19 protein-coding genes, 1 tRNA gene and 2 riboswitches are annotated in these 24,765 nt (G+C 63.9%); of the genes, 12 read left to right on the top strand and 8 right to left on the bottom strand.

The features are described from left to right. Nucleotides 1-10: 10 nt before the first annotated feature. Nucleotides 11-835, bottom strand: coding sequence for a Cof-type HAD-IIB family hydrolase (locus U5A67_RS09920; protein WP_321813853.1), 825 nt, complete (start codon nt 833-835; stop codon nt 11-13). 85 nt (nt 836-920) lie between these two features. Continuing rightward, entirely contained in the window at nt 921-1,805 is an 885-nt protein-coding gene (locus U5A67_RS09915; RefSeq protein ID WP_321813852.1) for a BadF/BadG/BcrA/BcrD ATPase family protein, read from the bottom strand. A 149-nt stretch (nt 1,806-1,954) separates the two neighbouring features. Between U5A67_RS09915 and U5A67_RS09910 the strand changes: the two genes are divergently transcribed. Continuing rightward, nucleotides 1,955-2,578, top strand: a complete 624-nt coding sequence (locus U5A67_RS09910) for a DNA-3-methyladenine glycosylase I (RefSeq protein ID WP_321813851.1) — start codon at nt 1,955-1,957, stop codon at nt 2,576-2,578. A 295-nt stretch (nt 2,579-2,873) separates the two neighbouring features. Continuing rightward, nucleotides 2,874-3,323: a hypothetical protein gene (locus tag U5A67_RS09905; protein WP_321813850.1), complete on the top strand. Its 450-nt coding sequence runs from the start codon at nt 2,874-2,876 to the stop codon at nt 3,321-3,323. A 121-nt stretch (nt 3,324-3,444) separates the two neighbouring features. Here the strand turns inward: U5A67_RS09905 and rpsU are convergent, their stop codons facing one another. Together rpsU and U5A67_RS09895 are read right to left on the bottom strand one after the other, a co-directional pair. Beyond that, entirely contained in the window at nt 3,445-3,657 is a 213-nt protein-coding gene (rpsU, locus tag U5A67_RS09900) for a 30S ribosomal protein S21 (protein ID WP_006401410.1), read from the bottom strand. Nucleotides 3,658-4,096: 439 nt separating this feature from the next. After that, nucleotides 4,097-5,038 carry an aldo/keto reductase gene (locus tag U5A67_RS09895; RefSeq protein WP_321813849.1) on the bottom strand — a complete coding sequence of 314 codons (942 nt, stop codon included), beginning with the start codon at nt 5,036-5,038 and terminating at the stop codon, nt 4,097-4,099. A gap of 341 nt (nt 5,039-5,379) precedes the next feature. Here U5A67_RS09895 and U5A67_RS09890 point away from each other — a divergent pair, with 341 nt between their 5' ends. The 4 genes from U5A67_RS09890 to U5A67_RS09875 all read left to right on the top strand — a co-directional run bounded on the left by U5A67_RS09890 (nt 5,380) and on the right by U5A67_RS09875 (nt 11,935). Beyond that, entirely contained in the window at nt 5,380-6,549 is a 1,170-nt protein-coding gene (locus tag U5A67_RS09890; protein WP_321813848.1) for a flagellin, read from the top strand. 142 nt (nt 6,550-6,691) lie between these two features. Then, a complete protein-coding gene (fliD, locus tag U5A67_RS09885) occupies nt 6,692-8,263 on the top strand; it encodes a flagellar filament capping protein FliD (RefSeq protein WP_321813847.1) in 1,572 nt (523 codons plus the stop codon). Between the two features lie 30 nt (nt 8,264-8,293). Next, the gene (locus U5A67_RS09880) at nt 8,294-8,593 is read left to right on the top strand and encodes a flagellar protein FliT (RefSeq protein ID WP_321813846.1); all 300 of its coding nucleotides are present in this window, start codon (nt 8,294-8,296) and stop codon (nt 8,591-8,593) included. 237 nt (nt 8,594-8,830) lie between these two features. Next, complete coding sequence (locus U5A67_RS09875; protein WP_321813845.1) at nt 8,831-11,935, top strand: tetratricopeptide repeat protein; 3,105 nt, start codon at nt 8,831-8,833, stop codon at nt 11,933-11,935. An 85-nt stretch (nt 11,936-12,020) separates the two neighbouring features. Here the strand turns inward: U5A67_RS09875 and U5A67_RS09870 are convergent, their stop codons facing one another. The 3 genes from U5A67_RS09870 to U5A67_RS09860 all read right to left on the bottom strand — a co-directional run bounded on the left by U5A67_RS09870 (nt 12,021) and on the right by U5A67_RS09860 (nt 13,939). After that, nucleotides 12,021-12,767: an HIRAN domain-containing protein gene (locus tag U5A67_RS09870; protein ID WP_321813844.1), complete on the bottom strand. Its 747-nt coding sequence runs from the start codon at nt 12,765-12,767 to the stop codon at nt 12,021-12,023. A 10-nt stretch (nt 12,768-12,777) separates the two neighbouring features. Beyond that, nucleotides 12,778-13,599, bottom strand: a complete 822-nt coding sequence (locus U5A67_RS09865) for a HipA domain-containing protein (RefSeq protein WP_321813843.1) — start codon at nt 13,597-13,599, stop codon at nt 12,778-12,780. Nucleotides 13,600-13,863: 264 nt separating this feature from the next. Further along, a tRNA-Arg gene (locus U5A67_RS09860) sits at nt 13,864-13,939 on the bottom strand. 373 nt (nt 13,940-14,312) lie between these two features. Here U5A67_RS09860 and U5A67_RS09855 point away from each other — a divergent pair. Continuing rightward, nucleotides 14,313-15,218 (top strand): c-type cytochrome, encoded by a 906-nt coding sequence (locus U5A67_RS09855; RefSeq protein ID WP_321813842.1) that lies wholly within the window; start codon nt 14,313-14,315, stop codon nt 15,216-15,218. 113 nt (nt 15,219-15,331) lie between these two features. Here the strand turns inward: U5A67_RS09855 and U5A67_RS09850 are convergent, their stop codons facing one another. Further along, on the bottom strand, nt 15,332-17,422 hold the full coding sequence (locus U5A67_RS09850; RefSeq protein ID WP_205983209.1) for a UvrD-helicase domain-containing protein: 2,091 nt from the start codon (nt 17,420-17,422) through the stop codon (nt 15,332-15,334). Nucleotides 17,423-17,811: 389 nt separating this feature from the next. Between U5A67_RS09850 and U5A67_RS09845 the strand changes: the two genes are divergently transcribed. The 5 genes from U5A67_RS09845 (at nt 17,812) to gcvP (ending at nt 24,695) form a co-directional block, all read left to right on the top strand. After that, a complete protein-coding gene (locus tag U5A67_RS09845) occupies nt 17,812-18,861 on the top strand; it encodes an oxidoreductase (RefSeq protein ID WP_321813841.1) in 1,050 nt (349 codons plus the stop codon). A gap of 176 nt (nt 18,862-19,037) precedes the next feature. Beyond that, nucleotides 19,038-19,406, top strand: a complete 369-nt coding sequence (locus U5A67_RS09840; protein ID WP_205983207.1) for a hypothetical protein — start codon at nt 19,038-19,040, stop codon at nt 19,404-19,406. 268 nt (nt 19,407-19,674) lie between these two features. Continuing rightward, nucleotides 19,675-19,766, top strand: a riboswitch (glycine riboswitch). A 35-nt stretch (nt 19,767-19,801) separates the two neighbouring features. After that, nucleotides 19,802-19,934, top strand: a riboswitch (glycine riboswitch). 110 nt (nt 19,935-20,044) lie between these two features. Then, nucleotides 20,045-21,163 (top strand): glycine cleavage system aminomethyltransferase GcvT, encoded by a 1,119-nt coding sequence (gene gcvT, locus U5A67_RS09835; RefSeq protein ID WP_321813840.1) that lies wholly within the window; start codon nt 20,045-20,047, stop codon nt 21,161-21,163. Between the two features lie 81 nt (nt 21,164-21,244). Beyond that, nucleotides 21,245-21,625, top strand: coding sequence for a glycine cleavage system protein GcvH (gene gcvH / locus U5A67_RS09830; RefSeq protein ID WP_321813839.1), 381 nt, complete (start codon nt 21,245-21,247; stop codon nt 21,623-21,625). Between the two features lie 70 nt (nt 21,626-21,695). Next, nucleotides 21,696-24,695, top strand: coding sequence for an aminomethyl-transferring glycine dehydrogenase (gene gcvP / locus U5A67_RS09825; protein WP_321813838.1), 3,000 nt, complete (start codon nt 21,696-21,698; stop codon nt 24,693-24,695). The last annotated feature ends 70 nt before the right edge of the window (nt 24,696-24,765 follow it).

Genomic DNA, 24,765 nt, shown 5'->3' with positions numbered 1-24,765 from the left:
AACTCGGGATCTAGCCCGTGATTTCGTCGTCGATCGCGAACAGCTTGCGCAGATGATGCGCAACGCCCGCCTCGAAGTTGTTGCCGATACGCGGCACCTTCGGCAGACGCTCCATCAGCAGCGGATTCGCGTTATTCATCATGAACGGATGGCCTGCCGTTTCGAGCAGGTCGATATCGTTCATGTTGTCGCCGAACGCGACGCAGCGCGCGGCATCCACATTGAGTTGTTCCAGCACGACACGCAGCGCGCGTCCCTTCGACACGCCCGCAACCATCACTTCGAGGCAATCGGGCAGCGAATAGGTGATATAGAGCGCGTCGCCGAATTCGCGCGTGAGGCTGGCTTCCACATGCGCGAGATCGGCCGGCTCGCCGATATACAGCGCCTTGGCAATACCCGCGCCGCCGAGCGTGGCCAGATCTTCGGTCACGCGGTACGTGAAGCCGGAATCCTGATGGAACGCGAGCAGTTCGGGCGCGTCGCGGTCGATGAACCACTCCGTATCCGTGTAGAGGCTCACGATTACGCGACCGTGCGCGCCCACCGTATCCGGCGCGACGAGGCGGCGCACCATCGGCTCGGGCAGATTGCTCGCGTGCAGCAGCGCGTTGTCGGGGCCATGCACGCGCGCGCCATTCGACGTGATCAGATACGCCGGAATCCCGAGGATGTCGCGAATACCGGACACATCGCTGTAATGACGGCCCGTGGCGATGATGAACGTCAGCCCCTGTGCGTCGAGCTTGTTCAGCGTGGCGACCGTGAACGGGTCCAGTTGATGGTCGGCGTTGAGCAGCGTTCCGTCGAGATCGGTGGCGATAACCTTGTACATGGCAATTCAGGCGGCTAGCGGGAAACCGTCAATGCTAGCACCCGAACACGACGGGCGCGTTTTTGGGACAGACCCGCGCAGCGCTTCACGCTGCACGCATGCGCTCGCTTTCGCGCAACGCCAGCCGCAAGGCCCCGCTGGCCGAATCCGCGAGCGGCGCGCGCAGACGCTCGCGCATGGCTTGCGGCACCCATTCGCTCAGCGGCGCACCCAGACCGCCCGCCAGCGCCACGGGCAGCGCGGCCGCCGGGTCCAGCGCCGTGATCATGCGCGCGACGGCCTCGCCGGCTTCGGCCAGCAGCGTCGCCACAAACGGATGGCCGCGATGGGCGAGCACCACGGGCGCAAGGCTCGCATAGGCGGTCTGATTCGCTGCGCAGAGCCAGACGATCAGGCTGTCGCGATCTGTCGCGCCGGTGTGCGCGAGCAGGGCCTGCGAGAACGCATCAGGCGCGACCCGGCCGTCGAGCGACTGCTGCGCCCACGTGATGGCGCGCAGGCCGAACCACGCGCCGCTCGCCTCGTCGCCGGACGGAAAGCCGAAACCGCCCGCAATGCGGCAAGCGCCCGACGCATCGAGCGCCGCCGCGATGCTGCCGGTGCCCAGCGCCACGACCACGCCGGCTTCTCCGCCGTGCGCGCCGAGCAGCGTGGTGTAGGCATCGCTTTCCACGGCGAGGCCCGCAACCGGCGGTGCGGCGGTGCGAAACGCTGCAAGCCACTCAGGATTGTTCACGCCCGCCAGCCCGCAACCGAGCACGCATTGCGACCAGTCGAACGCGATCTGCGCCTGCGCGAACGCGGCGCGCGCGCCTTCCTCGATCGACTGCCAGGCGCGCCCGATGCCGAGCCCCAGCCCCGACGGCCCCGCGCTCGCACGGGCGAGTTCCTTGCCATGCGCGTCGCCCAGGACGACCCGCGTGCCCGTACCGCCACCATCGACGCCGATCAACCAGGAAGAGGTCTGCATGATTTGAAGGACTCCAGGAGTCTTTGAGTAACTAACGTGCCGCAGAGACTAACGGCTTGGCGTGATTCGCACAATTGGCCGGATGGCCAGGTGGCGGCGCGCAGGCGATCCGCTATTCTTGCGAAGCGCCACCGCCAGGAGAAACGACCGTGACACACCGCTGTAGCTGGGCCTCGAGCGAAGCCCTCGCGCAATACCACGACGAAGAGTGGGGCGTGCCCTCGCGCGACGACCGGCATCTCTATGAAATGCTCATCCTCGAAGGCGCGCAGGCTGGACTGTCGTGGTCGACGATACTCAACAAGCGCGAAGGATATCGGCGCGTTTTCGCGAATTTCGACGCCGCCAAAGTCGCGCGCTTCACGCCGAAGCACGTCGAGGCCCTGATGGCCGATGCCTCGATCGTGCGTAACCGCGCCAAGATCGAATCGACCATTCTCAACGCGCGCGCCGTGCTGCAGATCCAGGCGGAGCACGGCTCGCTGGCCGCGTTTATCTGGTCCTTCGTCAACGACACGCCGTTGCAGAACGACCTGGCTTCCTATCGCGACGCGCCCACCTCGACTGAAGTCTCGGATGCGCTCAGCAAGGCGCTGAAGAAATACGGCTGCAAGTTCGTCGGCACCACGATCTGCTACGCGTTCATGCAGGCGGTGGGCATGGTCAACGACCACGAGAAAACCTGCATGTGCCGCAAGACGTGCGCGGCGCTCGGCGGCGTAAAGCCGAAAAGCAAAAGCCGGAGCAAGCCCGCCGCAACGCAAGACGCCTGACGGCGCGGGAAAGTCCCAGGTCAACCCGCGCGTCCTTGTATATCAAGGCTGCGCGCACTGCCGCCGGGCACGCGGAGACGCATAAACATGCCGATTTTTAACCGTCAGGGTACGCCGCCCAACGGTTTTTCTGTGCCGCGCCGTTATAAGTGGAATCGGATGCGTCCGGGGCACTTCGTCTTGACGGGGCCAGTACACGATTCGAATCAGGACACAAGACGAAGAAAGCGCGCCGAAGGGCGTGCGCAGATGCATCCGGCAGACCTAACCGCTGTGCGACGCGCAGGGGGCCGACATGAAAAACGTGCACTTCCTGACTCATCAGGACATCTTCGACCGCGCCGTGGCGCATCTCTACGGCCAGGGCAGCGCAGCCTTGCTGCCGTGCGGCGGCGGCGCTTATCGCGGCGGCTATAGCGGCGGCGGTTTGCATAACTACGGCGGCTGCCCGGTCGGCAGTTTCATTCGGCCGCGCGACTATATGAGCGCGATGGAAGGCATCCCCGTGCGCTTCATCTCGCGCGAGGCGAGCGAAGTGCCCGCCTATATGGATGTGGGCGTGGCCGCGCTCAAGAAAGCGCTCCTGCACGCGCACATCAACATCTACGATCCCAACACCGTCAGCCTGCTGAGTTGCCTGCAGAACGTGCACGATGTCTTCGGGGTGTGGGAATGGCGCGAGCGTCTGCTTTCGATTGCCGCGCAGTTCAGGCTCTCGCCGCAACGCTTGCTGGACGCCGCCTGAACGCGGCCTTTCCACGACATCGGCCGAATAAGCCGACCGAAAAATCCGGCCCACAAATGCAAACGGCGGCGCAGCTTCTTTCGAAGCATGCGCCGCCGTCTGGCGGAAGCTGAATCGGCTCTTAGTGGAGCTTCTTCGGCAGCATCTGGCTACGCAGACGCTTGTGCAGACGCTTGACTGCAGCTGCCTTCTTACGCTTACGAACAGCCGTCGGCTTTTCGTACGATTGGCGCTCACGCAGTTCTGCGATCAGGCCGTTCTTTTCGATTGCGCGGCGGAAGCGGCGGATTGCCACTTCGAACGGCTCGTTTTCCTTCAGAAGAATCGTCGTCATGTATGTCCTAACTCAATCACTTGATACGGTACAAAGGCGCGAACACAAATGCATTCACGCACCGGCCCTCCGGTCGTCCACCAACGTGGGGGTGTAACGAGAGGCAAGGCGGCCACGGAGGCCGGAAAAGAGAAGTAGGGGGTTCACAGCGGAACGCGGCCAGGCTGACCTTGCTGCAACACGCCTGACCGCCGGTTTGCGGCCGCCAACAGTAACGAACACGGCAACAAAACAGGCAGAGATCTCAATTCACTCTCAATGATATCAGGAAAAAATCTGGCCGACCAGGGGTTTCTTGTGTCTCTTCAGTCACTTGCGACGCCGGCGCGGTCTGCAATCCGCACCGCGCACCGTCAGGAGTCCTGGGTTAGCCGACGTTCGAACGCCGGCAACCTTTTCCAGATAATCACCCGATAATCAGTTCCTTATCTGTCCCCGATCAGGCGCTCGCCTCGTTGAGCGCCTGAATATCGGCGGGATCGAGTTTCAGGCGCACGGCGGCCGCAAGACTGTCGAGTTGTTCGAGCGAGGTTGCGCTCGCGATCGGCGCCGTGATGCTCGGGCGCGCGATCAGCCAGGCGAGCGCCACCGCCGCCAGCGTACTGCCGTGGCGCTGCGCCACGAAATCGAGCGCCGCGAGGATGCGGATGCCGCGGTGATCCAGATACTTCTCCACGCGCGAGCCGCGCGCGCTCTTCGCCAGATCTTCGCGCGAGCGATATTTGCCCGACAGGAACCCGCTCGCGAGGCTGTAATAGGGCACGACCGCAATCTGCTGCGCGAGCGCGACGGGCTCGATATCGGCTTCGTAACCGGCGCGATCGTAGAGGTTGTACTCAGGCTGCACGATCTGGTACGCGGGCAGCCCGGTCTTGTGCGCGAGCGCCAGCGCTGCTTCGGTGCGCGCGCCCGTGTAGTTCGACGCGCCCGCGACGCGCACCTTGCCCGCCTCGATCAGCTTCTGGTACGCGCCCAGCGTTTCTTCGAGCGGCACTTTCTGGTCGTCTTCGTGCGAGAAGTAGACGTCGATGTAATCGGTCTGCAGGCGGCGCAGCGAATCTTCCACCGCCGCCGCGATATTGGCCGCCGACAACCCCGGCCGATGCGCGCTCTTGGCGACCTTGGTGGCGATCACCAGCTTGTCGCGCTTGCCGCTCTTCGCCAGCCACTTGCCGATGATGGTTTCCGATTCGCCGCCCTGGTTGCCCGGCACCCAGGCGGAATAGACGTCGGCGGTATCGACGAAATTCAGGCCCGCGTCCACGAACGCGTCGAGGATCGAGAACGAGGTGGCTTCGTCGGCGGTCCAGCCGAACACGTTGCCGCCGAACATGAGCGGTGCGACCTGCAGCGAGGAATTGCCGATCCTGCGTAGTTCCATGATGTCTCCAAAGTAGGGCGAGAGCGGAACCAGTGAGGATACGCCCGCTCGGGCATCGCTGCAGCGCGCTGCGGAAATTGCACTAAATCGTTTGCAAGTGCTGCCGTAAACAAACTTGCACGCGGGAGAAAGCGCATGGCGACCGGTAGTACGCAGGAAGCCGGCGACGAGCAAAGGCTGTTATGCGTGCTGCAAATCAGGTCTCGAATGTTTGCGCTTCTCCCTCAAGTTTTCTGCACCCACGCCGTCAACCTTTACTGAGGCGGCCAGCAATGAACCCAGGCTTCCGCCGAAGTCATTGTGGCTTGTAACGGGCTAATTGCCCGACTAGGAGAATTTCCATGCTCGGAATTAACAGCAACATCAACTCGCTGGTTGCACAACAAAACCTGACCAGCTCGGGCAGCGCACTGTCGCAAGCTATTACCCGTCTGTCGTCGGGTAAGCGCATCAACAGCGCAGCTGACGATGCAGCAGGTCTCGCGATCTCGAACATCATGCAGACCCAGATCAACGGTCTGAATCAAGGTGTGTCGAACTCGAACGACGGCGTGTCGATGGTGCAAACCGCATCGAGCGGCCTGTCGTCGCTGACCAGCAGCCTGCAACGTATCCGTTCGCTGGCAACGCAAGCGACCAACGGTTCGATGACCGACACGGACCGCGCAGCACTGCAACAGGAAGTCTCGCAGCAAGTTTCGGAAATTAACCGTATTGCGTCGCAAACGACGTACAACGGCATGAACGTCCTGAACGGCACGCTGGGTTCGGTGTCGTTCCAGGTTGGCGCGAACGTCGGTCAGACGATCACGCTGAACCTGTCGCAAAACATGTCGGCAGCATCGGTTGGCAGCGGCGTTCCGCAAGCTGGCCAGACGCTCGGCACGTTCACGGGCCTGAGCCTGGATTCGTCGGGTGGCGCAGTCACGAGCGGCACGGGCGCGATCACGGCGATCAACGTCGTTTCGGACGGCAGCGGCGGCTTCACCTTCACCGACCAGAACGACTCGGCACTGGATTCGACGGCAGTCAGCGCACTGTTCTCGGCAACGGGCGCAACGGTCAGCGGCAACGCACTGGCAGGTTCGGGCACGGCGCTGACGCTGAGCGACTCGGCTCTGACGGCTCTGGGTACGGCTGGTGGTTCGGCTACCGACGCAGCAGTGATGACGCAGATCACGGCCTACAACACGCCGACGACGGTTGCCAACATCGACATCAGCTCGCAAAGCGGCGCTTCGATGGCGATGGAATCGGTCGACAACGCACTGAACGTCCTGAACAACCTGCAGGCAACGCTCGGCGCGGCACAGAACCGCTTCACGGCAATCGGCACCACGCAGCAAGCTCAGTCGACCGACCTCTCGACGGCACAATCGTCGATCCAGGACGCTGACTTCGCTCAAGAAACGGCTAACCTGTCGAAGGCTCAAGTTCTGCAGCAAGCTGGTATCTCGGTTCTGGCGCAAGCGAACTCGCAGCCGCAACAGATCCTGAAGCTCCTCCAGTAAGCGCTTCTCGCAGCAAGCCTCGCACGCACCCGCGCCTTATCCGGTGCGTGCGGCGCAAACCGGTCGGGAGGCTCGCCTCCCGATTGGCATTTCCCCGATCTGAATCGAATCAAACGACATCGCCCAAGCAGGGAGCCTGTCCATGTCCACCGTAAATTCGGCCGCCAGCACGATCGCGAGCACCGTCGCCTCGACTACGGCGTCATCGAATGCCGCTCTGCAAGAAGCCGCACAGTCGATCATCAGCGGTTCGACCGGCAACTCGTCGATGGATGTGAGCTCGCTCGTTTCGGCGCTCGTCAATGCAAAGATCGCCGGCCAGGCCGCGACCATCGCGACCTCGCAGTCGACCGACAACACCCAGATTTCCGCCTTCGGCACGCTCTCGGCGGCGCTTTCCGCGCTCCAGGCAAGCCTCGGCACGCTTTCCGACGGCACCACCGTCAACTCTTTCGCGGCGACCACCAGCGGCACGGGCATCACGGCGACGGCTGCCAGCGGCGCAGTCGCAGGCACGTATTCGCTCGACGTTGCACAGATCGCCAAGGCCCAGGTGCTGACCTCGAAGGGCTACGGCGCGACGACCGCGCTGGCCAGCGGGTCGGCGACCATGACGCTCTCCGTCAACGGCCAGAGCACGACGATTTCGCTGAACAGCTCGAACAGCACCGTTTCCGGCATTGCGGCCGCGATCAACAGCGCGAGCAACAATCCCGGCGTGACGGCATCGGTGGTGAACGGCGCGGACGGCGCCCACCTGGTGCTGCACGCGACCACCACGGGCTCCACGAACGGCATCACCGTGGGCATCAGCGACGCCACGGCCGGCGACGCGCTGAATAACCTCGCCGTGACGACGACCTCGGGCACGACGCTCACGGGCAAGGGCAGCGCAACGTCCACCGATCTCACCGCCAACCAGTCGACGATCGACAACACGACGTCCTGGACGCAGTCGACGGCGGCGCAGGATGCCTACTTCACGATCGACGGCACGGGCGTGACCAGTGCAAGCAACACGGTGACGTCGGCCTTGTCGGGCGTGACGCTGAGCCTTTCGGCCGCGTCCGTCGACACGACCGGTTCGTCGCCCCAGACGCTGACGGTCGCGCAGAATACGACCGCGCAGTCGAACGCGATCAACAATTTCGTGACGCTGTACAACACGCTGGTCACGACGATGGGCACGCTGACGTCGTTCAGCTCGACTTCGAGCTCGCAAGGCGTGCTGCTCGGCGATTCGACGCTGAACCTGATCCAGAACCAGCTCGCGACGATCGTGGCAACCGGCGTGAAAAACGGCAATACGACGACCAGCCTGGCCTCGATCGGGGTCTCGCTGGGCGCGGACGGCACGCTGTCGATCGACAGCGATACGCTCAACAGCGCGCTGCAGAACAACCAATCGACCATCGCCACGCTGTTCAGCTCGACCAATGGCGTGGCGGAGCAGTTGAACACGAACATCGCGAGCTACCTGTCGAGCACCGGTGCGATCGCGACGCGTACCAACGCGCTCAACGCCGACCTGACGAGCCTGACGACAAAGCAGACGAATCTGACTGACTACCAGACGCAGCTCACGAGCATGTACACGGCGCAGTTCACGGCGCTGAACACGCTGATGGCGACGATGAACAACAACCAGCAGTATCTGACGCAGCTCTTCGGCGGCACCAACAGCGCGGGTGCGCTGGCCACCAACAAGAGCTAACGCGAGCGAATGGAACAAGGAGCGCGAGCCATGGACGCACAGAACCGCATCGAACGCATCTGGCAATTCACCAAGGCCATCGAGCAGGCCGCGGCGGTCGGCGAATGGGCGCAGGCCGCGCAACTCGCGGACGCACGCTCGCCGCTGCTGATGTCGCTCGGCGCGCAGCAGACGCCCGCCGCGCTCGCGCAGATCAAGGAAATCCAGGCAATCGACGCGCGTATCGCCGAAACTGCCCAGGCCGCGCAGAGAGCGCTCGGCACGGAGTATCAGGCGAGCATGCGCGCAACGCGCAACGTCAGCCAGTACCAGCGCGTCGCGCAGTTCTGAACCTGTCGCCACGAACGTTCCGTGCGCCCTGCACGGCGCACGCATAAACTGCGGCCCGCCTCGTGCGGGCCGTTTGTTTTTCGCGCCCTTTTTGCGGCGCCCGGCACGCGCCGCCAGAGCGCCACTTACCCGTCAAATTAGCGGTAATTTTGCCTCCACCTCGGCGCATCGGCGCGCTCGGCCGCCCCTCATAATTCCCTCAACTTCCGCTCCTGGACGCGTTCGCGCGCCTTCGTCATGACCGCTTCCCCCACTTTGACCGACACGACTACGCTCAGCCCCGAAGCGCAACGGGAACAGGACATCGACCTTGTGATGCAGGCGGCAATCGAGCATCACCAAAACAAGGAATACGCCGACGCTGAGGCGCTGTACGCCGCCGTCATCGACGCCGACAGCGATCACGTCGACGCGAATTACCACATGGGCGTCCTGCTCATGCAGACCGAGCGGCCCGCCGAAGCCGTGCCGCATTTCGAACTGGTGCTCGGCCAGACGCCGAATTTCGCGCAGCTCTGGATCTACTATTTCAACGCGCTGGTCGGCAGCAAGCAGATCGAAGCCGCGCGCGCAGCGCTCGACCTCGCGAAGCAATGCCACGTTCCGGCCTATGCCCTCGACACGCTGCGCGCGCAGCTTCCGGGCACCGACGGCGCACCTCCCGCCGTCGACAATTCGGCATCCGAAGCAACGCCGGCGCCCGAAACCGCGCAGCCGGAAAGCGAAGTCAAGAAGGACAAGAACGAGGACAAGCGCCGCGCCTCGCCTGCGGAAATGCGCGAATTCACGACCCTGTTCGGTAACGGCAAGATCGAGCAGGCGCTCGAGCTTGTGCGCCGCCTCGTGAAGCGCAATCCGGGCCACGGCGAATGCTGGCTGGGACTCGCGCACTCGCTGCAGCGCACGGGCCGCTATGCAGAATCGCTGCACGCCGCCGAGCGGGCCGCGAAGCTGTTGCCCGATTTGCAGATGGCCCAGGTCGTGTTTGCCAATACGCTGTGCATGGCGCGCAACTATGCGCTCGCCGAGCAGCATTGCCGCCAGGCGCTCGAGCGCTTTCCCGACTGCGCGCCGCTGTATCGCGTGCTGGGAGCGTCGCTGCAAGGCCTTGGCCGCCACGCCGAAGGCATCCCGCACATCAAGCGCGCCGTCGAACTGGCGCCGGGTGACGCGCTCGAACTCGACGCGCTCGGCAACGCCTTGTCGGAGCATGGCCAATACGTAGACGCCGAAGACGCCTTCCGCCGCGCGCTCGAACTCGCGCCGCTTCAGGCGCCGACGCACAGCAATCTGCTGTTCTGCTTGATGCACAAGGAAAACCTCGACGCACCGACCGCCTTTGCGGAATTCCGCAAGTTCGGCGAGCGTCATGAAACGCGGCTGCAGACGAGCCCGCCCAAGCACGCCAACGACCGTGATCCGGCGCGCCGTCTGCGCGTGGGCTTTGTCTCGGGTGACCTGATCAATCACCCGGTAGCGTATTTTTTCCAGTCGGTGCTCGAACATCTGGCGCGCGATCCTGGCCTGCAGATCTGCATCTATTCGAACTACGTTTTCACCGATAAATTCACCCAGCAGATCCGCGAGCACGCGCACGAATGGCACGAAGCGTTCGGCAAAACCGATGCGGAACTGGCGCAGCAGATCCGCAATGACCGCATCGACATCCTGATCGACCTGTCGGGCCATACGGGCCGCAACCGGCTCGTGACGTTCGCGGAGAAACCCGCGCCCGTCCAGGCAAGCTGGATCGGCAATCCGGCGACGACCGGGCTGACGGCAATCGACTATTACATGTCGGACCGCAACGTCACGCCGCTCGACCAGTTCGCCAGCCAGTTCTCGGAAAAACTCGCCTTCCTGCCCGCGCTCGCGCCGTTCAAGCCGTATACCGACGCGCCCGAGGTGAAGGAATTGCCCGCGCTGAAGAACGGCTACATCACGTTCGGCAGCTTCAGCCGGCTGGTGAAGATCGGGCCGGAAGTCGTGAAGCTTTGGGCGCGCGTGCTCAAGAGCGTGCCCGATTCCCGCCTTTTGATTGGCGCGATTTCGTCGGTCGAGCAAATGACGCGGCTGGCCGGGCGCTTTGTGGAAGAAGGGATCGATGCGAGCCGCGTCAGCTTCATGCAGCGCAAAGGCGTGGCGAACTACCTCGAGCAGCACAACATGGTCGACGTCTGTCTCGACGCCTTCCCGTTCGCCGGCTCCACCACGACCATGCACGCGCTCTGGATGGGCGTGCCGACCGTGACGCTGCCAGGCTACTCGATGGCGAGCCGCGGCAGCACCGGCTGGCTCACGCATCTGGGCCTGCAGGACGCCTTCGTCGCCCAGGACAAGGACGATTTCGTCGCCAAATGCGCAGCGCTCGCCGAAGACCTCGACGCGCTCGCGACGATCCGGCGCGAGCTTCGCCCGCACTGCATGCAGTCGCCGCTCATCAATGCCGATGTGATTGCGAACGCCGCCTCGCGAGCGCTGCGCGTCATGTGGCAGCGCTGGTGCGACGACCTCGCGCCGGTGCATTTCGAAGTGCCGACGCAGGCGGACCAGGCGCCGGTGATTCTGGAACCGCAAGCGCGTGCCGCAGGCGCTTCGGGAACCGCCAGCGCGCCGATCACCTCGTTGCGCCTGACCAACGTGCCGCCTTCGACGCGCAAGGCCGTTCGCCTCGTGTGCGGCACGCGCAGCAGCCGCGAGCAGTTCCTGACCGACACGGCGCTGGGCCGCTCGCTGAAGCTTTTCGAGCGTATGCCCGATGTCGAACTGCAATTGTTCGATAGCAACACGCGCGGACTGTCGACCATCTACAACGCGGCAATCGACGATGCAAAGGACAATCCCGCGCATCTGGTGTTCGTTCACGACGACATCTGGATTCTCGATCTGTTCTGGGCCGAACGCGTTCGCGAATCGCTCGCCCGCTTCGACGTGATCGGTCTCGCCGGCAATATCCGCCGGCTGCCGAAGCAGCCATCGTGGGCAATCACGCCGGAACTCGTGTGGGAAAACCGTCAGTTCCTGAGCGGTTCCGTGGGTCACGGCAAGGGCGGCTTCCCGTGCGAAATCGCATCGAATTTCGGGCCTTCGCAGAAGGACTGCAAGCTGCTTGACGGGCTGTTCCTGAGCGTCGATAGCGACACGCTCGCGCGCAGCGGACTGCGCTTCGACGAGCAGTTCGAGTTCCATTTCTACGACATGGACTTCTGCCGTCAGGCCGAACTGCGCCGCCTGCGCATGGGCACGTGGCCGATCTCGGTCGTTCACGAAAGCCAGGGCGCGTACAACTCGCCGGGATGGAAGGCGGGCTACGAGCTTTATTTCGCGAAGTACGGAAGCTGAGTTGCCAACTTGTTAGTACCTCAAAAAATCTATCGACTACTCTTTGAGACTAAAACGCCTCCGATGATGGAGGCGTTTTAGTGAATCAAGCGTGTGAAGGTTCTCGACTTAGCAAATCGAAATCGTCGTGATTTTCGAACGGCGCGTAGGCCGCTCCCCATGGGGCGGTTACGCTACACAACAGCCTCATATCAAGAGGCGCATCCAGATTAACGCACTTAACCTTCACCTCTACCGCTGCGGCCTTCTCTCGCAGAAAACTGGAGATGTCTCGCGCATAGTATTTGGGGCAATATCCTACGAGATGCGAAGGTTTGAGTGTAGCCAAGCAAATAGCAAACTCGTCAAACCCATTCTGGCAATCGTGCAGAAGTATGAGGTTGTCACCAGCAGATAGCTCGGCGATCGCTTCCACCGAGCTCTTCGGCAGATGACGAAGACCGCGTGCAAAAAACGTAACTTGATAGCGACCGTCATGGGTACGTTTCGGTTGCGGAAATAACTCGATCGAATCCGTCCCGCGTACGCCCCCGGTCATTGCTAACACCGCGAGCGGATCCGAGTCCAGATCGCTGAGACCGATCCAGCGCAGGTAATCGCGATACTCCGGTCGAGACTTCGCAATCACTCGATTCGCAAAAACAGGGAAAAGAGTATCTGATTCGTACGTAGCGTATAGATCGCTGAGACGTCCGAACGCCTGAAAGTTCTTGGCTCTTAATGCGCCACGCGTATAAGCAAACTTGTAGACGTGGTTCGCCCGCGCCAACTTTCCTACCGGGATCCACTCCCTCGACTCTGGTTCTTGCCAGGCGACAAACAGAGCGTCCATATCGTTTCCCTCACAGGGCTAGCAGCCTTGCGCGATTTGTCTGCAAGAGCTGCGAAGTAAATTCTTTCGTAAAGTCACTAGCATGGGACGGTGGAATTAAACCCACAAGTGAAGTTATAAATTCGGGCGTTACCGCACGCAATTTCTGCACCCAAGCCTCGGCAGCGGCGGGTCGAAACCGAGCTGCATAAACGAACGCGTCCATCGTAGATAGCGGCTTCGTCTTCTCTCCCGCTAGAGGCGGATAAAGCGCCGAAGTTGCACGAGTGACGTAAGCTGTTATTTGCTGCCCCTTATCGCGCGTTCTCAGTATCTGCGACCGTCTTTCATCCGTCTCGTTGCGCCCCATACTAGACCCGTGGTCGAACGAAGGCGCCAAGTGCGTATCTCTGCCGTATCCCCGCACCAGTCCCCAGTTTTGACTGTGCCTGTCTTGGTTAGCAATCCACGCATCAAACAAGAGATATCCCACGAACACGTCGATTGCTGTTTCCACGCGATCGAATGGCACGAAGTCAAAAGGCGGCAAAATGTCCGTTACCGCGCGGAAGTACGAAAACACCCGCGTGATGGTGTGACTTCGATCACGGTAGAACTTCCGGTCCGCGTTAGCCGTCTCAGTGCCAACAGCACCAATCAGTTCATTGCCATGAATCAAACGTCCGTCATCAGGCACAAAACTCTTACTAATTACCCCTGCCCGCTCTCGAAACTGAGCTAACTCATAGTACGCGTGGGGTAAACCGATCACAAGCGCGAGTTCCGCAGCAAGTCGCTCAGCCCAGTTCTCACCAGTGTTGGGCCGGCCCTCTTTGAATAGGGAACGACCCAAATTGGCATCCTCGAACCAACTTGTATTTCGTACCCAATTGCTCGGTGATTTCGGCAGCGTCGTCCGGAACTTGAAGTATCTGAAACATGCGTGCTCCAGCTGGTTTCTCTGTGCCGTTCCATGCAAACAATGCGCGCGTAAAAAAGCCCGCGTCGAACCACTGCGGGCTTAATAATAGTTTGCGCTGATTCGCCCTCACACTGCCCGGCTTCCGGGATCCTCAACTAGGATGGCAGCGAAAAACGCGGCAAGGCTTGTCCTTTTTGGCGCGCCCGGCTGGGATCGAACCAGCAACCCCTGCCTTCGGAGGGCAGTACTCTATCCATTGAGCTACGGGCGCGTTGCCATTTATTGCCATTCGAGCGCTGCGATCAGCCCGATGAACACGGGGAGATAGCAACGTCAAAGAGACCGAGAGAATACCCGGTTTCCATGACGGCGTCCACCTGGCGGCCTTTTGAAGCCTTGAGCGGCGCGGCTCGCGGCACAATGCGGCAAGAAGCGCGACGATCCCGGCCGATGATCCGTCACGAATTGCAAAACCACCCGCCGCCAGCCGCACCGGCTTCGGGTAAACGCCCGCTGAACACCCCTCGCGCGCGGCCACCGGCGGCGAAACCTTGCGTCTATAATCGTCCCTGTTTGCTCAATCGCAAGGCTAATGCCGTCCTGCTGTACCGCTCACCAAAAAACCAACGGGAGACGAGACAAGCATGAGCGAAGCACCCCACGGAGCCCCGATCAAAACGCCCGGCCAGCTGATTGCCGCTGTCATTGCCGGGTTTGCCGTCCCCATCGTCATCATCATTCTGCTTGCGTACTACGTCGATAACACGACGCGCACCGGCGCAGGCACCGACGAGCTTTCCGTCCAGCAGGTCACCAGCCGCATCGCGCCCATCGCGCAGGTGTCGGTTCGCGACGCCAATGCGCCGCGCGTCTACAAGACCGGCGAGCAGGTCTATCAGGCGGTCTGCTCGGCGTGTCATGCGAGCGGCGCGGCTGGCGCACCCAAGTTCGGCAATGCGGGCGACTGGGCGCCGCGCATCGCGCAGGGCTACGACACGCTCTGGCACACGGCGCTCGCCGGCAAGGGCGCGATGCCCGCGCGCGGCGGCACGAGCCCGGACGATTATTCCGATTACGAGATCGGCCTCGCCGTCGCCTATATGGCGAACCACGGCGGCGCGAACTTCCAGGACCCGCCGAAGCCCGCGCCGGGCGCAGCCAACGCCGCGTCGGGTGCGGCGGCCGCAGCGCCGGCCTCCGGTGCGATAGACGCCAACGCCGCGCAAGCCTCGGCGGCGGCCGCAGCGATCGCCGCGATTCCCCAGACCGGTTCGGCACCGGCAGGCGGCGCGACGCAAAGCGCCGACGCCTCGCAGGCCGGCAAGGCGCTTTACACCCAGGTCTGTCAGGCCTGCCACGCGGCGGGCGTGCTCGGCGCGCCGAAGTTCGGCAACAAGGCCGACTGGGCGCCGCGTCTGAAAGATCCGATCGACACGGTCTACAACTACGCGCTGCACGGCAAAGGCCAGATGCCCCCGAAAGGCGGCTCCAACGCCTCCGACGCCGACGTCAAAGCCGCCGTCGATTACATGGTGAGCGCCGCGAAGTAAGCCTGCCGCGCATCGCAGAAAGCGCTGAACACGTAGAACACGTAGAAGGCGCAGAAAAACAAAGGGCCGCATCGTCGATCGATGCGGCCCTTTACGTTTTAGCGTCGTAAAACTCAGCCCTTCTGCAGCAACGCCTTCAGGCTCGCCAGCCGGTCCTTCGGCGACATCGGCGCTTCCTCGGCGGTCGGCGGCGGCGCGTCGTCCAGTTCCATTTCGGGGATGAAGCGCGACGCTTCGCACACCACCGTCTCGCGCGCCCGCTTGCGCTTCTTGCACCAGTTCAGATGCAGGCTGCGCTGCGCACGCGTGATCGCCACGTACATCAGGCGGCGTTCTTCCTCGATGCGCGAATCGTCGATGATGTCGTCTTCCGAGCCGCCGCGGTGCGGCATGATGCCTTCCTCGACGCCCACCAGGAACACGTGCGGATACTCCAGCCCCTTCGACGCGTGCACCGTCGAAAGGCGCACCGCGTCCGGGTCTTCTTCCTTGCCTTCGAGCATCGACATCAGCGCGACGGTCTGGATCAGGCCCATCAGGTTCTTGCCGGTATCGGCGAGACCGTCGGTGTTGTCGTAGCCGGTGGCTTCACTGTCTTCGCCGATCTCCTGCTCGGGCTTGGTGCCCTTGCGCTTGAGCCACTCGAGGAATTCCAGCACGTTCTGCCACTTCGACTGCGCCTGGCGCTCGTCGAAGGCGTCGTACAGATAGGCCTCGTAGTGGATCGCGTCCATCAGGTCGTCGAGCACGACGGTCGCCGGTTCCTTGAGCGCGCGCTCGGCCAGACGCTGCATGAAGTCGCAGAACACGCGCATCGGTTCGACCTGGCGCGCGGACAGCCGCGCCTCGATGCCGCCCATGTACACCGCCTCGAACAGCGACACCTTCGCCTGCCCCGCGAACGAGCCGAGCGCTTCGAGCGTGGTGTTGCCCACGCCCCGGCGCGGCGTCGTGATCGCGCGGATGAAAGCGGGATCGTCGTCGTGATTGGCGATCAGGCGCAGGTACGCGCAGATGTCCTTGATTTCGGCTTTATCGAAGAACGACTGGCCGCCCGAAAGCACGTACGGAATGCGTTCGCGGCGCAGCACCTGTTCGAAGATGCGCGCCTGGAAGTTGCCGCGATACAGGATCGCGTAGTCGCGAAACTGCGCGCGGCGTTCGAACTTGTGCGCGGAAAGCCGGAACACCACCGACTCCGCCTCGTGCTCTTCGTCGTTGCAGGGCGTGACGGTGATCGTGTCGCCCATGCCGTGCTCGGACCAGAGCTTCTTCTCGAACAGCTTCGGATTGTTCGCAATGACGTTGTTCGCCGCTGTCAGAATGCGCACCGTCGAGCGGTAGTTCTGTTCGAGCTTGATGACGTGCAGCTTCGGATAATCCTTGCCGAGCTGCGCCAGATTTTCGATCGTCGCGCCGCGCCAGCCGTAGATGGCCTGGTCGTCGTCGCCCACGGCCGTGAACGCCGCGCGCGGGCCCGCCAGCAGCTTGAGCAGCTCGTACTGGCAGGTGTTGGTGTCCTGGTATTCGTCGACCAGCAGGTAGCGCAGCTTGTTCTGCCAGCGCTCGCGCACCTGTTCGTTCTTCGCGAACAGCTCGGCGGGCAGGCGGATCAGATCGTCGAAGTCCACCGCCTGGTAGGCGTGCAGCGTCGCCATGTAGTTGCGGTAGACGATGGCGGCCTGGTGTTCGTCTTCGTTCGACGCGGTCGCAAGCGCTTCCTCGGGCATCACGAGGCCGTTCTTCCAGAGCGAAATGATCGACTGGATCTTGCGGATAAAACCCTTATCGGTCGAGCCCACCTGCTCCTGGATCATGGAGAAACAGTCGTCCGAATCCATGATCGAGAACTGGGGCTTGAGGCCCAGATGCTCGGCTTCCTGACGCAAGATCTGCACGCCCAGCGAGTGGAAGGTACAGACCGTGAGCTGATGAGCGGGCACCTTGCGGCCTTCCTTGCCGGGCGTCGTGAGCGTCTTGCCTTCGAGCAGCTTGCCCACGCGCTCGCGCATTTCGGCGGCGGCCTTGTTGGTGAAGGTGACGGCCGCGATATGGCGCGGTTCGAAGCCTTTCGCTTCGATCAGGTGCGCGATCTTCTGCGTGATGACGCGCGTCTTGCCGCTGCCCGCGCCGGCGAGCACGAGACAGGGACCGTCGAGATAGCGCACCGCTTCGTTTTGGGCGGGGTTCAGACCTGCGGACATCGTTGCCTGGAAGTGAAAAACGGGTGGTTACGGCTGGGAGGCGCGGGCTTCGTTCGCGCTGTCTGCGACGCTGGACGGCGCAGACGCGGCGAGCCGCGCGGGCGAGAGGCGAAACAACCAGGGCGCGGCTGGTTCAGCGCGCCGGGCCTCTCGCGCGAGAGGTGCGATGTTAACACGCCCGGCCGCCCTGCCGATGTCACCCCGCTAATGGCCGCCCTAGGCCCGCTCGCCACGGCTCATCTGTCCCTTGCGTGCCGCCACGCGCGGCGTCGTGCGTGCCAAAATAGCCCCTTGCCTCCGCCTGCGGCCACGCTACCCGCGCTGCCGCCGGGCATGCTGCATCACCGCTGCATCACCTTCTGCAAACCGCTGGAAAGAGGACGCGCTTCATGACTGCACCGCTGCAAATCGGCCTGATGGGCTACGGCTTCGCCGGCCAGACCTTCCACGCTCCCGTGATCGCCCATAGCGGCGCTGCCACGCTTGCCGCCATCGCCACGAGCCAGGCCGAGCGCGCGCAGGCCGATTACCCGGACGCCGCGATCGTGCCCGATATCGACGCGCTGCTCGCACTCGACGCCATCGAATGCGTCGTCATCGCCACGCCCAACGACACGCATTACGAGCTCGCGCGCCGCACGCTGGAGCGCGGCAAGCATGTGCTGGTCGACAAACCCGTCACGCTCACCGCCGAAGAGGCGCGCACGCTCGCGGCCATCGCGAAGCAGCGCGGTCTGGTGTTCGCGCCCTTCCACAATCGCCGCTGGGATGGCGATTTCCTCACCGTCAAACAACTGATCGCAAACGGCGAGCTTGGCCGCGTCACGCATTACGAATCGCACTTCGACCGCTTCCGCCCGCTGGTGCGTCAGCGCTGGCGCGAGGACGCCACGCGCGGCGGCGGCCTGCTCTACGATCTCGGCCCGCATCTGATCGACCAGACGCTGGCCCTGTTCGGCGCGCCGCAAGCGGTGACGGCCTTCGTGCACACGCGCCGCGACAACGCCAGCGCGCCCGATTACGCACATATCGTGCTGCGTTACGACGGTCTCGACGCCGTACTGCACGCAAGCGCGCTGGCCGCCTACGCGCCGCGTTTCGCGATCCACGGCACGCGCGGCAGCTACCTGAAGAACGGCCTCGATACCCAGGAAGACCAGTTGAAGGCGGGCCTGCGCCCCGGCCAACCCGGTTTCGGCGCTGGCAACGAGGCCGGCCGCCTGCACACCATGGCCGACGACGGCCAGGAGTCGGAGCGCGAAGTGCCCAACGCAGCCGGCAATTACGCCGATCTGTACCGCGCGCTGGCTGCCGCGATCCGCGACGGCCAGCCGTTCCCGGTGAGCCCGCAGGACGCCATCGACGTGATGACGATCGTCGAACTGGCCATGCAAAGCGCAGCCGAAGGCCGCACGATCGCGTTTTCGCGTGCTGCCTGAGCCTTGAGGCTTGTGGCTAGAGCGTCGCTACCTTGCAGTCCGCCGACGCGGCTGAAAGGTCCATACAAACGGTTACATCTGCCGCAAGCCGCGCGGTCATCGCACCGCGCGCGCGGGACGTTTGCCGACGTACAACGCCAAAAAGAGCAGCAATGACCACAAGGAGAGTCGAAGCAATGACCCGTATCAACCGTGCCTTCCGCCGTACCGTTCAATTCGCCGCCGCGAGCGCGCTGGTTTCGACGCTCGCCGCGTGCGTCGTCAACCAGCCCGCGGTACGCAGCGGCCCGAATCCGCATGAAGTGGCCGTGGACCGTCTGCATCAAATCGATGCGCGCATCGACAACCTGAGCCATCGCATCGACAACCGCGTGAATCAGGGCTACTACCCGCCGCCCCAGGGTGGCGCGCTGCATCACCGTCTCGACACCATTCGCGGCGAAGCGCATGACATGGCCGCCCAGCATGGCGGCGGCATTTCGGGCGACGAACAGCACGTGCTGAATCAGGAACTCGATACGGCGGCGCGCGCGATCGGCGAATAAATCCGCCGCAGCGCATCGCTTGACGAAACGGGCCGCCTTCGCGCGGCCCGTTTTCTTTTGCGCGCGCGCTGGAACCGAACGAACCAAACGAACCAAGCGGGCCAGATCGCAAGCCAAAAATCGCCCGTCTGCGCGAGCACGGCGAGCACAAACGCCCTCGCGCAAACCCTTGCCAGGCGGCCATCGCAGCCTTTAGCGCGTAGCTACCCGCCGCCCCGAAACCCATTTTTTCCGGATTGACACAGCCCCACGGCGTCCAGCACAATCGCTGCGCGCGTCGGGAGAGCGCGCCGTCGAAGTCGGATGGCGCCGCCGAAGGGGCAACCCACAAACTCTCAGGCAAAAGGACCGTGCGCGCCGGACCGCTGGATCGCCACAGGCGAATCGGCACTCAGGTCCGCAACTCTGGAGAGCGGCAGTAGGACGGCGGCGCGGATCGTAACGCACCCGGACGTTCAGGCTGCCCACCGAAGGGGCGCGCGTCTTTCGAGGCGCAATCTCTCAGGTATCGAGGACAGAGGGGCCATGCAGGAAACGACCACGGGCATTGTGCCGGCGGCGTTTCCTGCATGGCCTTTTTCGTTTTCGCGCGAAATCACGTGAATTCCGCACGAAACCTCGCGACCGCCTGAGGCCCCATGACCGAACTCAAACGCACCCCGCTGAACGACACGCACCGCGCGCTCAATGCCCGTATGGTCGACTTCGGCGGCTGGGACATGCCCGTCAACTACGGCTCGCAGATCGACGAGCATCGCGCCGTGCGTACCGACGCCGGCATGTTCGACGTCTCGCACATGTGCGTGGTCGATTTCGCCGGCGCGAAGGCGCGCGAGTTCTTCGCCCGCGCGCTCGCCAACAACGTCGCCAAGCTGACGGTGCCGGGCAAGGCGCTCTACTCCTGCATGCTCAACCCCGAAGGCGGCGTGATCGACGACCTGATCGTCTATTACTTCGCCGACGATGCATTCCGCACCGTCGTCAACGCGGGCACCGCCGAAAAAGACATCGCCTGGTTCGACAAGCTCAACGCCGAAGGCGGCTTTGGCCTGACCATCACGCCGCGCCGCGATCTGGCGATCGTCGCCGTGCAGGGCCCGAACGCCCGCGAAAAAGTCTGGCAGGTTGCGCCCTCCTCGCGCAGCGCCTCCGAAACGCTCAAGCCTTTCAATGCCGCGAAGATCGAAGCGACGCCGTTCGGCGAGCTGATGATCGCGCGCACCGGCTACACCGGCGAAGACGGCTTCGAAATCGTCGTGCCGGCCGCCGCCGTCTGCGAACTCTGGGATGCGCTGGTACGCCAGGGCGTGAAGCCCTGCGGCCTGGGCGCACGTGACACGTTGCGCCTCGAAGCCGGCATGAATCTCTACGGCCAGGACATGGACGAAGGCGTTTCGCCGCTCGACGCGGGCCTCGCCTGGACCGTCGACATGAAAGAGCCGCGCGACTTCACCGGCCGCGCCGCGCTCGAAGCCAATGGCACGCGTTCGACCTTCGTCGGCCTGATCCTGCATAAGGAAAACGGCAAGGCCGCGGGCGTGCTGCGCGCCCACCAGAAGGTCCTCACGGCGCAGGGCGAAGGCGAGATCACGAGCGGCACTTTCTCGCCGACGATGCAGGAATCGATCGCCTTCGCGCGCGTGCCCGCGGGCGTGCAGCCGGGCGACGCCGTGCAGGTGCAGATCCGTGACAAGGCCCTTCCCGCAAGCGTGGTAAAACTCCCGTTCGTGCGCAACGGCAAGGTAATGGTCGCCTGATCCTGTCCGCATAGACAGGCTTCACGCCGCGCACGCCTCCCTCTTTTCAAGCCCTATAAGCAACCACGCACTGGAGCAACCATGAGCATCCCGGCCGATCTGAAATACACCGAATCGCACGAGTGGGTCCGCACCGAAGCCGACGGCACGCTGACCGTCGGCATCACCGATCACGCGCAGCAGGCGCTGGGCGACATCGTCTTCCTGGAACTGCCGGAACCCGGCCGCAAGGTCCACGTCGATGAAGCGGTCGCCGTGATCGAGTCGGTCAAGGCCGCTTCGGACATCTACGCACCGGTCGCGGGCGAGATCGTCGCGTCGAACGCCGAACTCGTCGATACCCCGGAAGACGTCAACAGCGAGCCCTATGACTCGTGGCTCTTCAAGATCAAGCCCGCCGCAGACGCCACGCCTGACCGGCTGATCGACGCCGCCGCCTACGAAAAGGCAATCGGCGCTTAACCCCAACCGCATCGGCGCGGCGGCGCGAGGCTCCTGACGGGCCTCGCGCCGCCCGCCGGCAGGAAATTTCATGAAGCTCGAACACCCGGATCGTCTGATGAACACCTCGCCCTCGGCTATTTCGCTCGCGGCACTCGAAGCCCACGACGCCTTCGCCGCCCGTCACATCGGCCCCGATACGGCCGACCAGCAGGCGATGCTCGATGCGCTGGGCTTTGCCTCGCGCGCCGCGCTGATGGACGCGGTGATTCCGGCGCAGATCCGCCGCAAGGAAACGCTGCCGCTTGGGCCCTTCGCGCAACCGCGCTCGGAAGCCGAAGCGATCACCGCCCTGCGCGCGCTCGCCGACAAGAACCAGGTGTTCCGCTCGTACATCGGGCAGGGCTACTACGACACGCATACGCCGGCCGTGATCCTGCGCAACGTGCTCGAAAATCCGGCCTGGTACACGGCTTACACGCCGTATCAGCCGGAAATCTCGCAGGGCCGCCTCGAAGCCCTGCTCAACTATCAGCAGATGATCGTCGACCTCACGGGTCTGGCGATCTCGAACGCCTCGCTGCTCGACGAAGCCACCGCCGCCGCCGAAGCCATGACGCTCGTGCAGCGCGTGGGCAAGTCGAAGTCGAACGTGTTCTTTGTCGCCGACGATGTGCTGCCGCAGACCATCGAAGTCGTGCAGACGCGGGCAAAACCGATCGGCATCGAAGTCAAGGTCGGTCCGGCGGCTGACGCTGCGCAGGCAGGCGCTTTTGGCGTGCTGCTGCAATACCCGGGCGCGAACGGCGATGTGCGCGATTACCGCGAACTCGCCCAGGCCGTGCACGCTGCAGGCGGCGCGGTGATCGCCGCCGCCGATCTGCTCGCGCTCACCGTGCTCACGCCGCCCGGCGAATGGGGCGCGGACGTGGCCGTGGGCAACTCGCAGCGTTTCGGCGTGCCGATGGGCTTCGGCGGCCCGCACGCCGCTTATCTCGCGGTGAAGGACGAATTCAAGCGCCAGATGCCGGGCCGCCTCGTGGGCGTGACCGTCGATGCGAACGGCAACCCGGCGCTGCGCCTCGCGCTGCAAACGCGCGAACAGCATATCCGCCGCGAGAAGGCCACTTCGAACGTCTGCACGGCGCAGGCGCTGCTCGCGATCATGGCGAGCATGTACGCGGTCTATCACGGCCCGCAAGGCCTGAAGCGCATCGCGCTGCGCGTGAACCGCGTCGCGGCGATCCTCGCGGCCGGCGCGAAGCAACTGGGCTACACGCTCGCCAACGCGTCGTTCTTCGACACGCTCACCTTCGAAGCCGGCGCGCGCACCCAGGCGCTGCACGACGCGGCGCTCGCACGCGGCATGAACCTGCGCCGCGTGAGCGAAACGCGCGTGGGCGTGTCCGTCGACGAAACCACGACGCGCGCCGATCTGGCCGACCTGCTCGCCGTGTTCGCGCAAGCCGCGTTCGCGGGCGAAACGCCGTCGGTCGACAAGCTGGACGCCGAGCTTGCCGCTGCGACGAACGCGGCGAACGCGACGAACGCGACGTTCCCGGCCGCGCTCGCACGTGAAAGCGCCTACCTCGCGCACCCGGTTTTCAACCGTCACCATTCGGAAACGGAAATGCTGCGCTATCTGCGCAGCCTGTCGGACAAGGATCTCGCGCTCGACCGCTCGATGATCCCGCTCGGCTCGTGCACGATGAAGCTCAACGCCACGTCGGAAATGCTGCCGGTCACGTGGCCCGAGTTCGGCCAGATTCACCCGTTCGCGCCCGCCGAACAGACCGTCGGTTATCGCGAAATGGTCGATCAGCTCGAGCAGATGCTGGTGGCCGCGACCGGTTACGCCGCGGTTTCGCTGCAGCCGAACGCCGGCTCGCAAGGCGAATACGCCGGCCTGCTGATCATCCAGGCGTACCACGCCTCGCGCGGCGAAGCGCACCGCAACGTCTGCCTGATTCCGGCTTCGGCGCACGGCACGAACCCGGCATCGGCGCAAATGGCCGGCATGCAGGTCGTGGTGGTGGCCTGCGATGCGCAAGGCAACGTCGATATCGCCGATCTCAAGGCCAAGGCCGATCAGCACGCCGCGAAGCTGGCGGCGATCATGATCACGTACCCGTCCACGCATGGCGTGTTCGAACAGAACGTGCGCGAAGTCTGCGAAATCGTTCACGCGCATGGCGGCCAGGTGTACGTCGATGGCGCGAACATGAACGCGATGGTCGGTCTCGCAGCGCCGGGCCAGTTCGGCGGCGACGTCTCGCACCTGAACCTGCACAAGACCTTCTGCATTCCGCACGGCGGTGGCGGCCCGGGCGTCGGTCCGGTCGCGGTGGGCGCGCACCTCGCGCAGTTCCTGCCGAACCAGCTTTCGTCGGGCTACAAGCGTTCGAGCGATCAGGGCCACGGCATCAGCGCGGTGAGCGCGGCGCCGTACGGCTCGGCATCGATCCTGCCGATCTCGTGGATGTACATCGCCATGATGGGCGCGGAAAACCTCACCGCCGCCACCGAAACCGCGATCCTCAACGCCAACTACGTCGCGAAGAAGCTCGCGCCGCACTTCCCGGTGCTGTACAGCGGCCCGGGCGGACTGGTCGCGCACGAGTGCATTCTCGACCTGCGCCCGATCAAGGATGCAAGCGGCATCACCGTGGACGACGTCGCCAAGCGTCTGATGGATTACGGCTTCCACGCGCCCACCATGAGCTTCCCGGTGCCGGGCACGCTGATGGTCGAGCCGACCGAGTCGGAATCGAAGGAAGAGCTGGATCGCTTTATCGACGCGATGGTTGCAATCCGTGAGGAAATCCGTGCCGTCGAGGAAGGCCGCGCGGACAAGGAAGACAACCCGCTGCGTCACGCGCCGCACACGGCCGCCGTGGTGATCGCGAACGACTGGAAGCACGGCTACTCGCGCGAGCAGGCGGCCTATCCGCTGGCGTCGCTGGTGGCGCGCAAGTACTGGCCGCCGGTTGGCCGCGCCGACAACGCGTATGGCGACCGCAACCTGTTCTGTTCGTGCGTGCCGGTCGGCGAATATGCCGACGAAGCCGCCGCTCAGGGCGCGGGCGAGTAAGACGCGCCCGGCGCCGCACGCTCTGTCGCGCCGTCTCGTGGCCGCCTGCCGGCCCCGCTGCGAGGCATTC

The sequence above is a fragment of the Paraburkholderia sp. J69-1 genome (assembly GCF_905220255.1).
In the GTDB taxonomy this organism is placed as follows: domain Bacteria; phylum Pseudomonadota; class Gammaproteobacteria; order Burkholderiales; family Burkholderiaceae; genus Paraburkholderia.
This window is presented reverse-complemented; position numbering and strand designations above follow the sequence as displayed.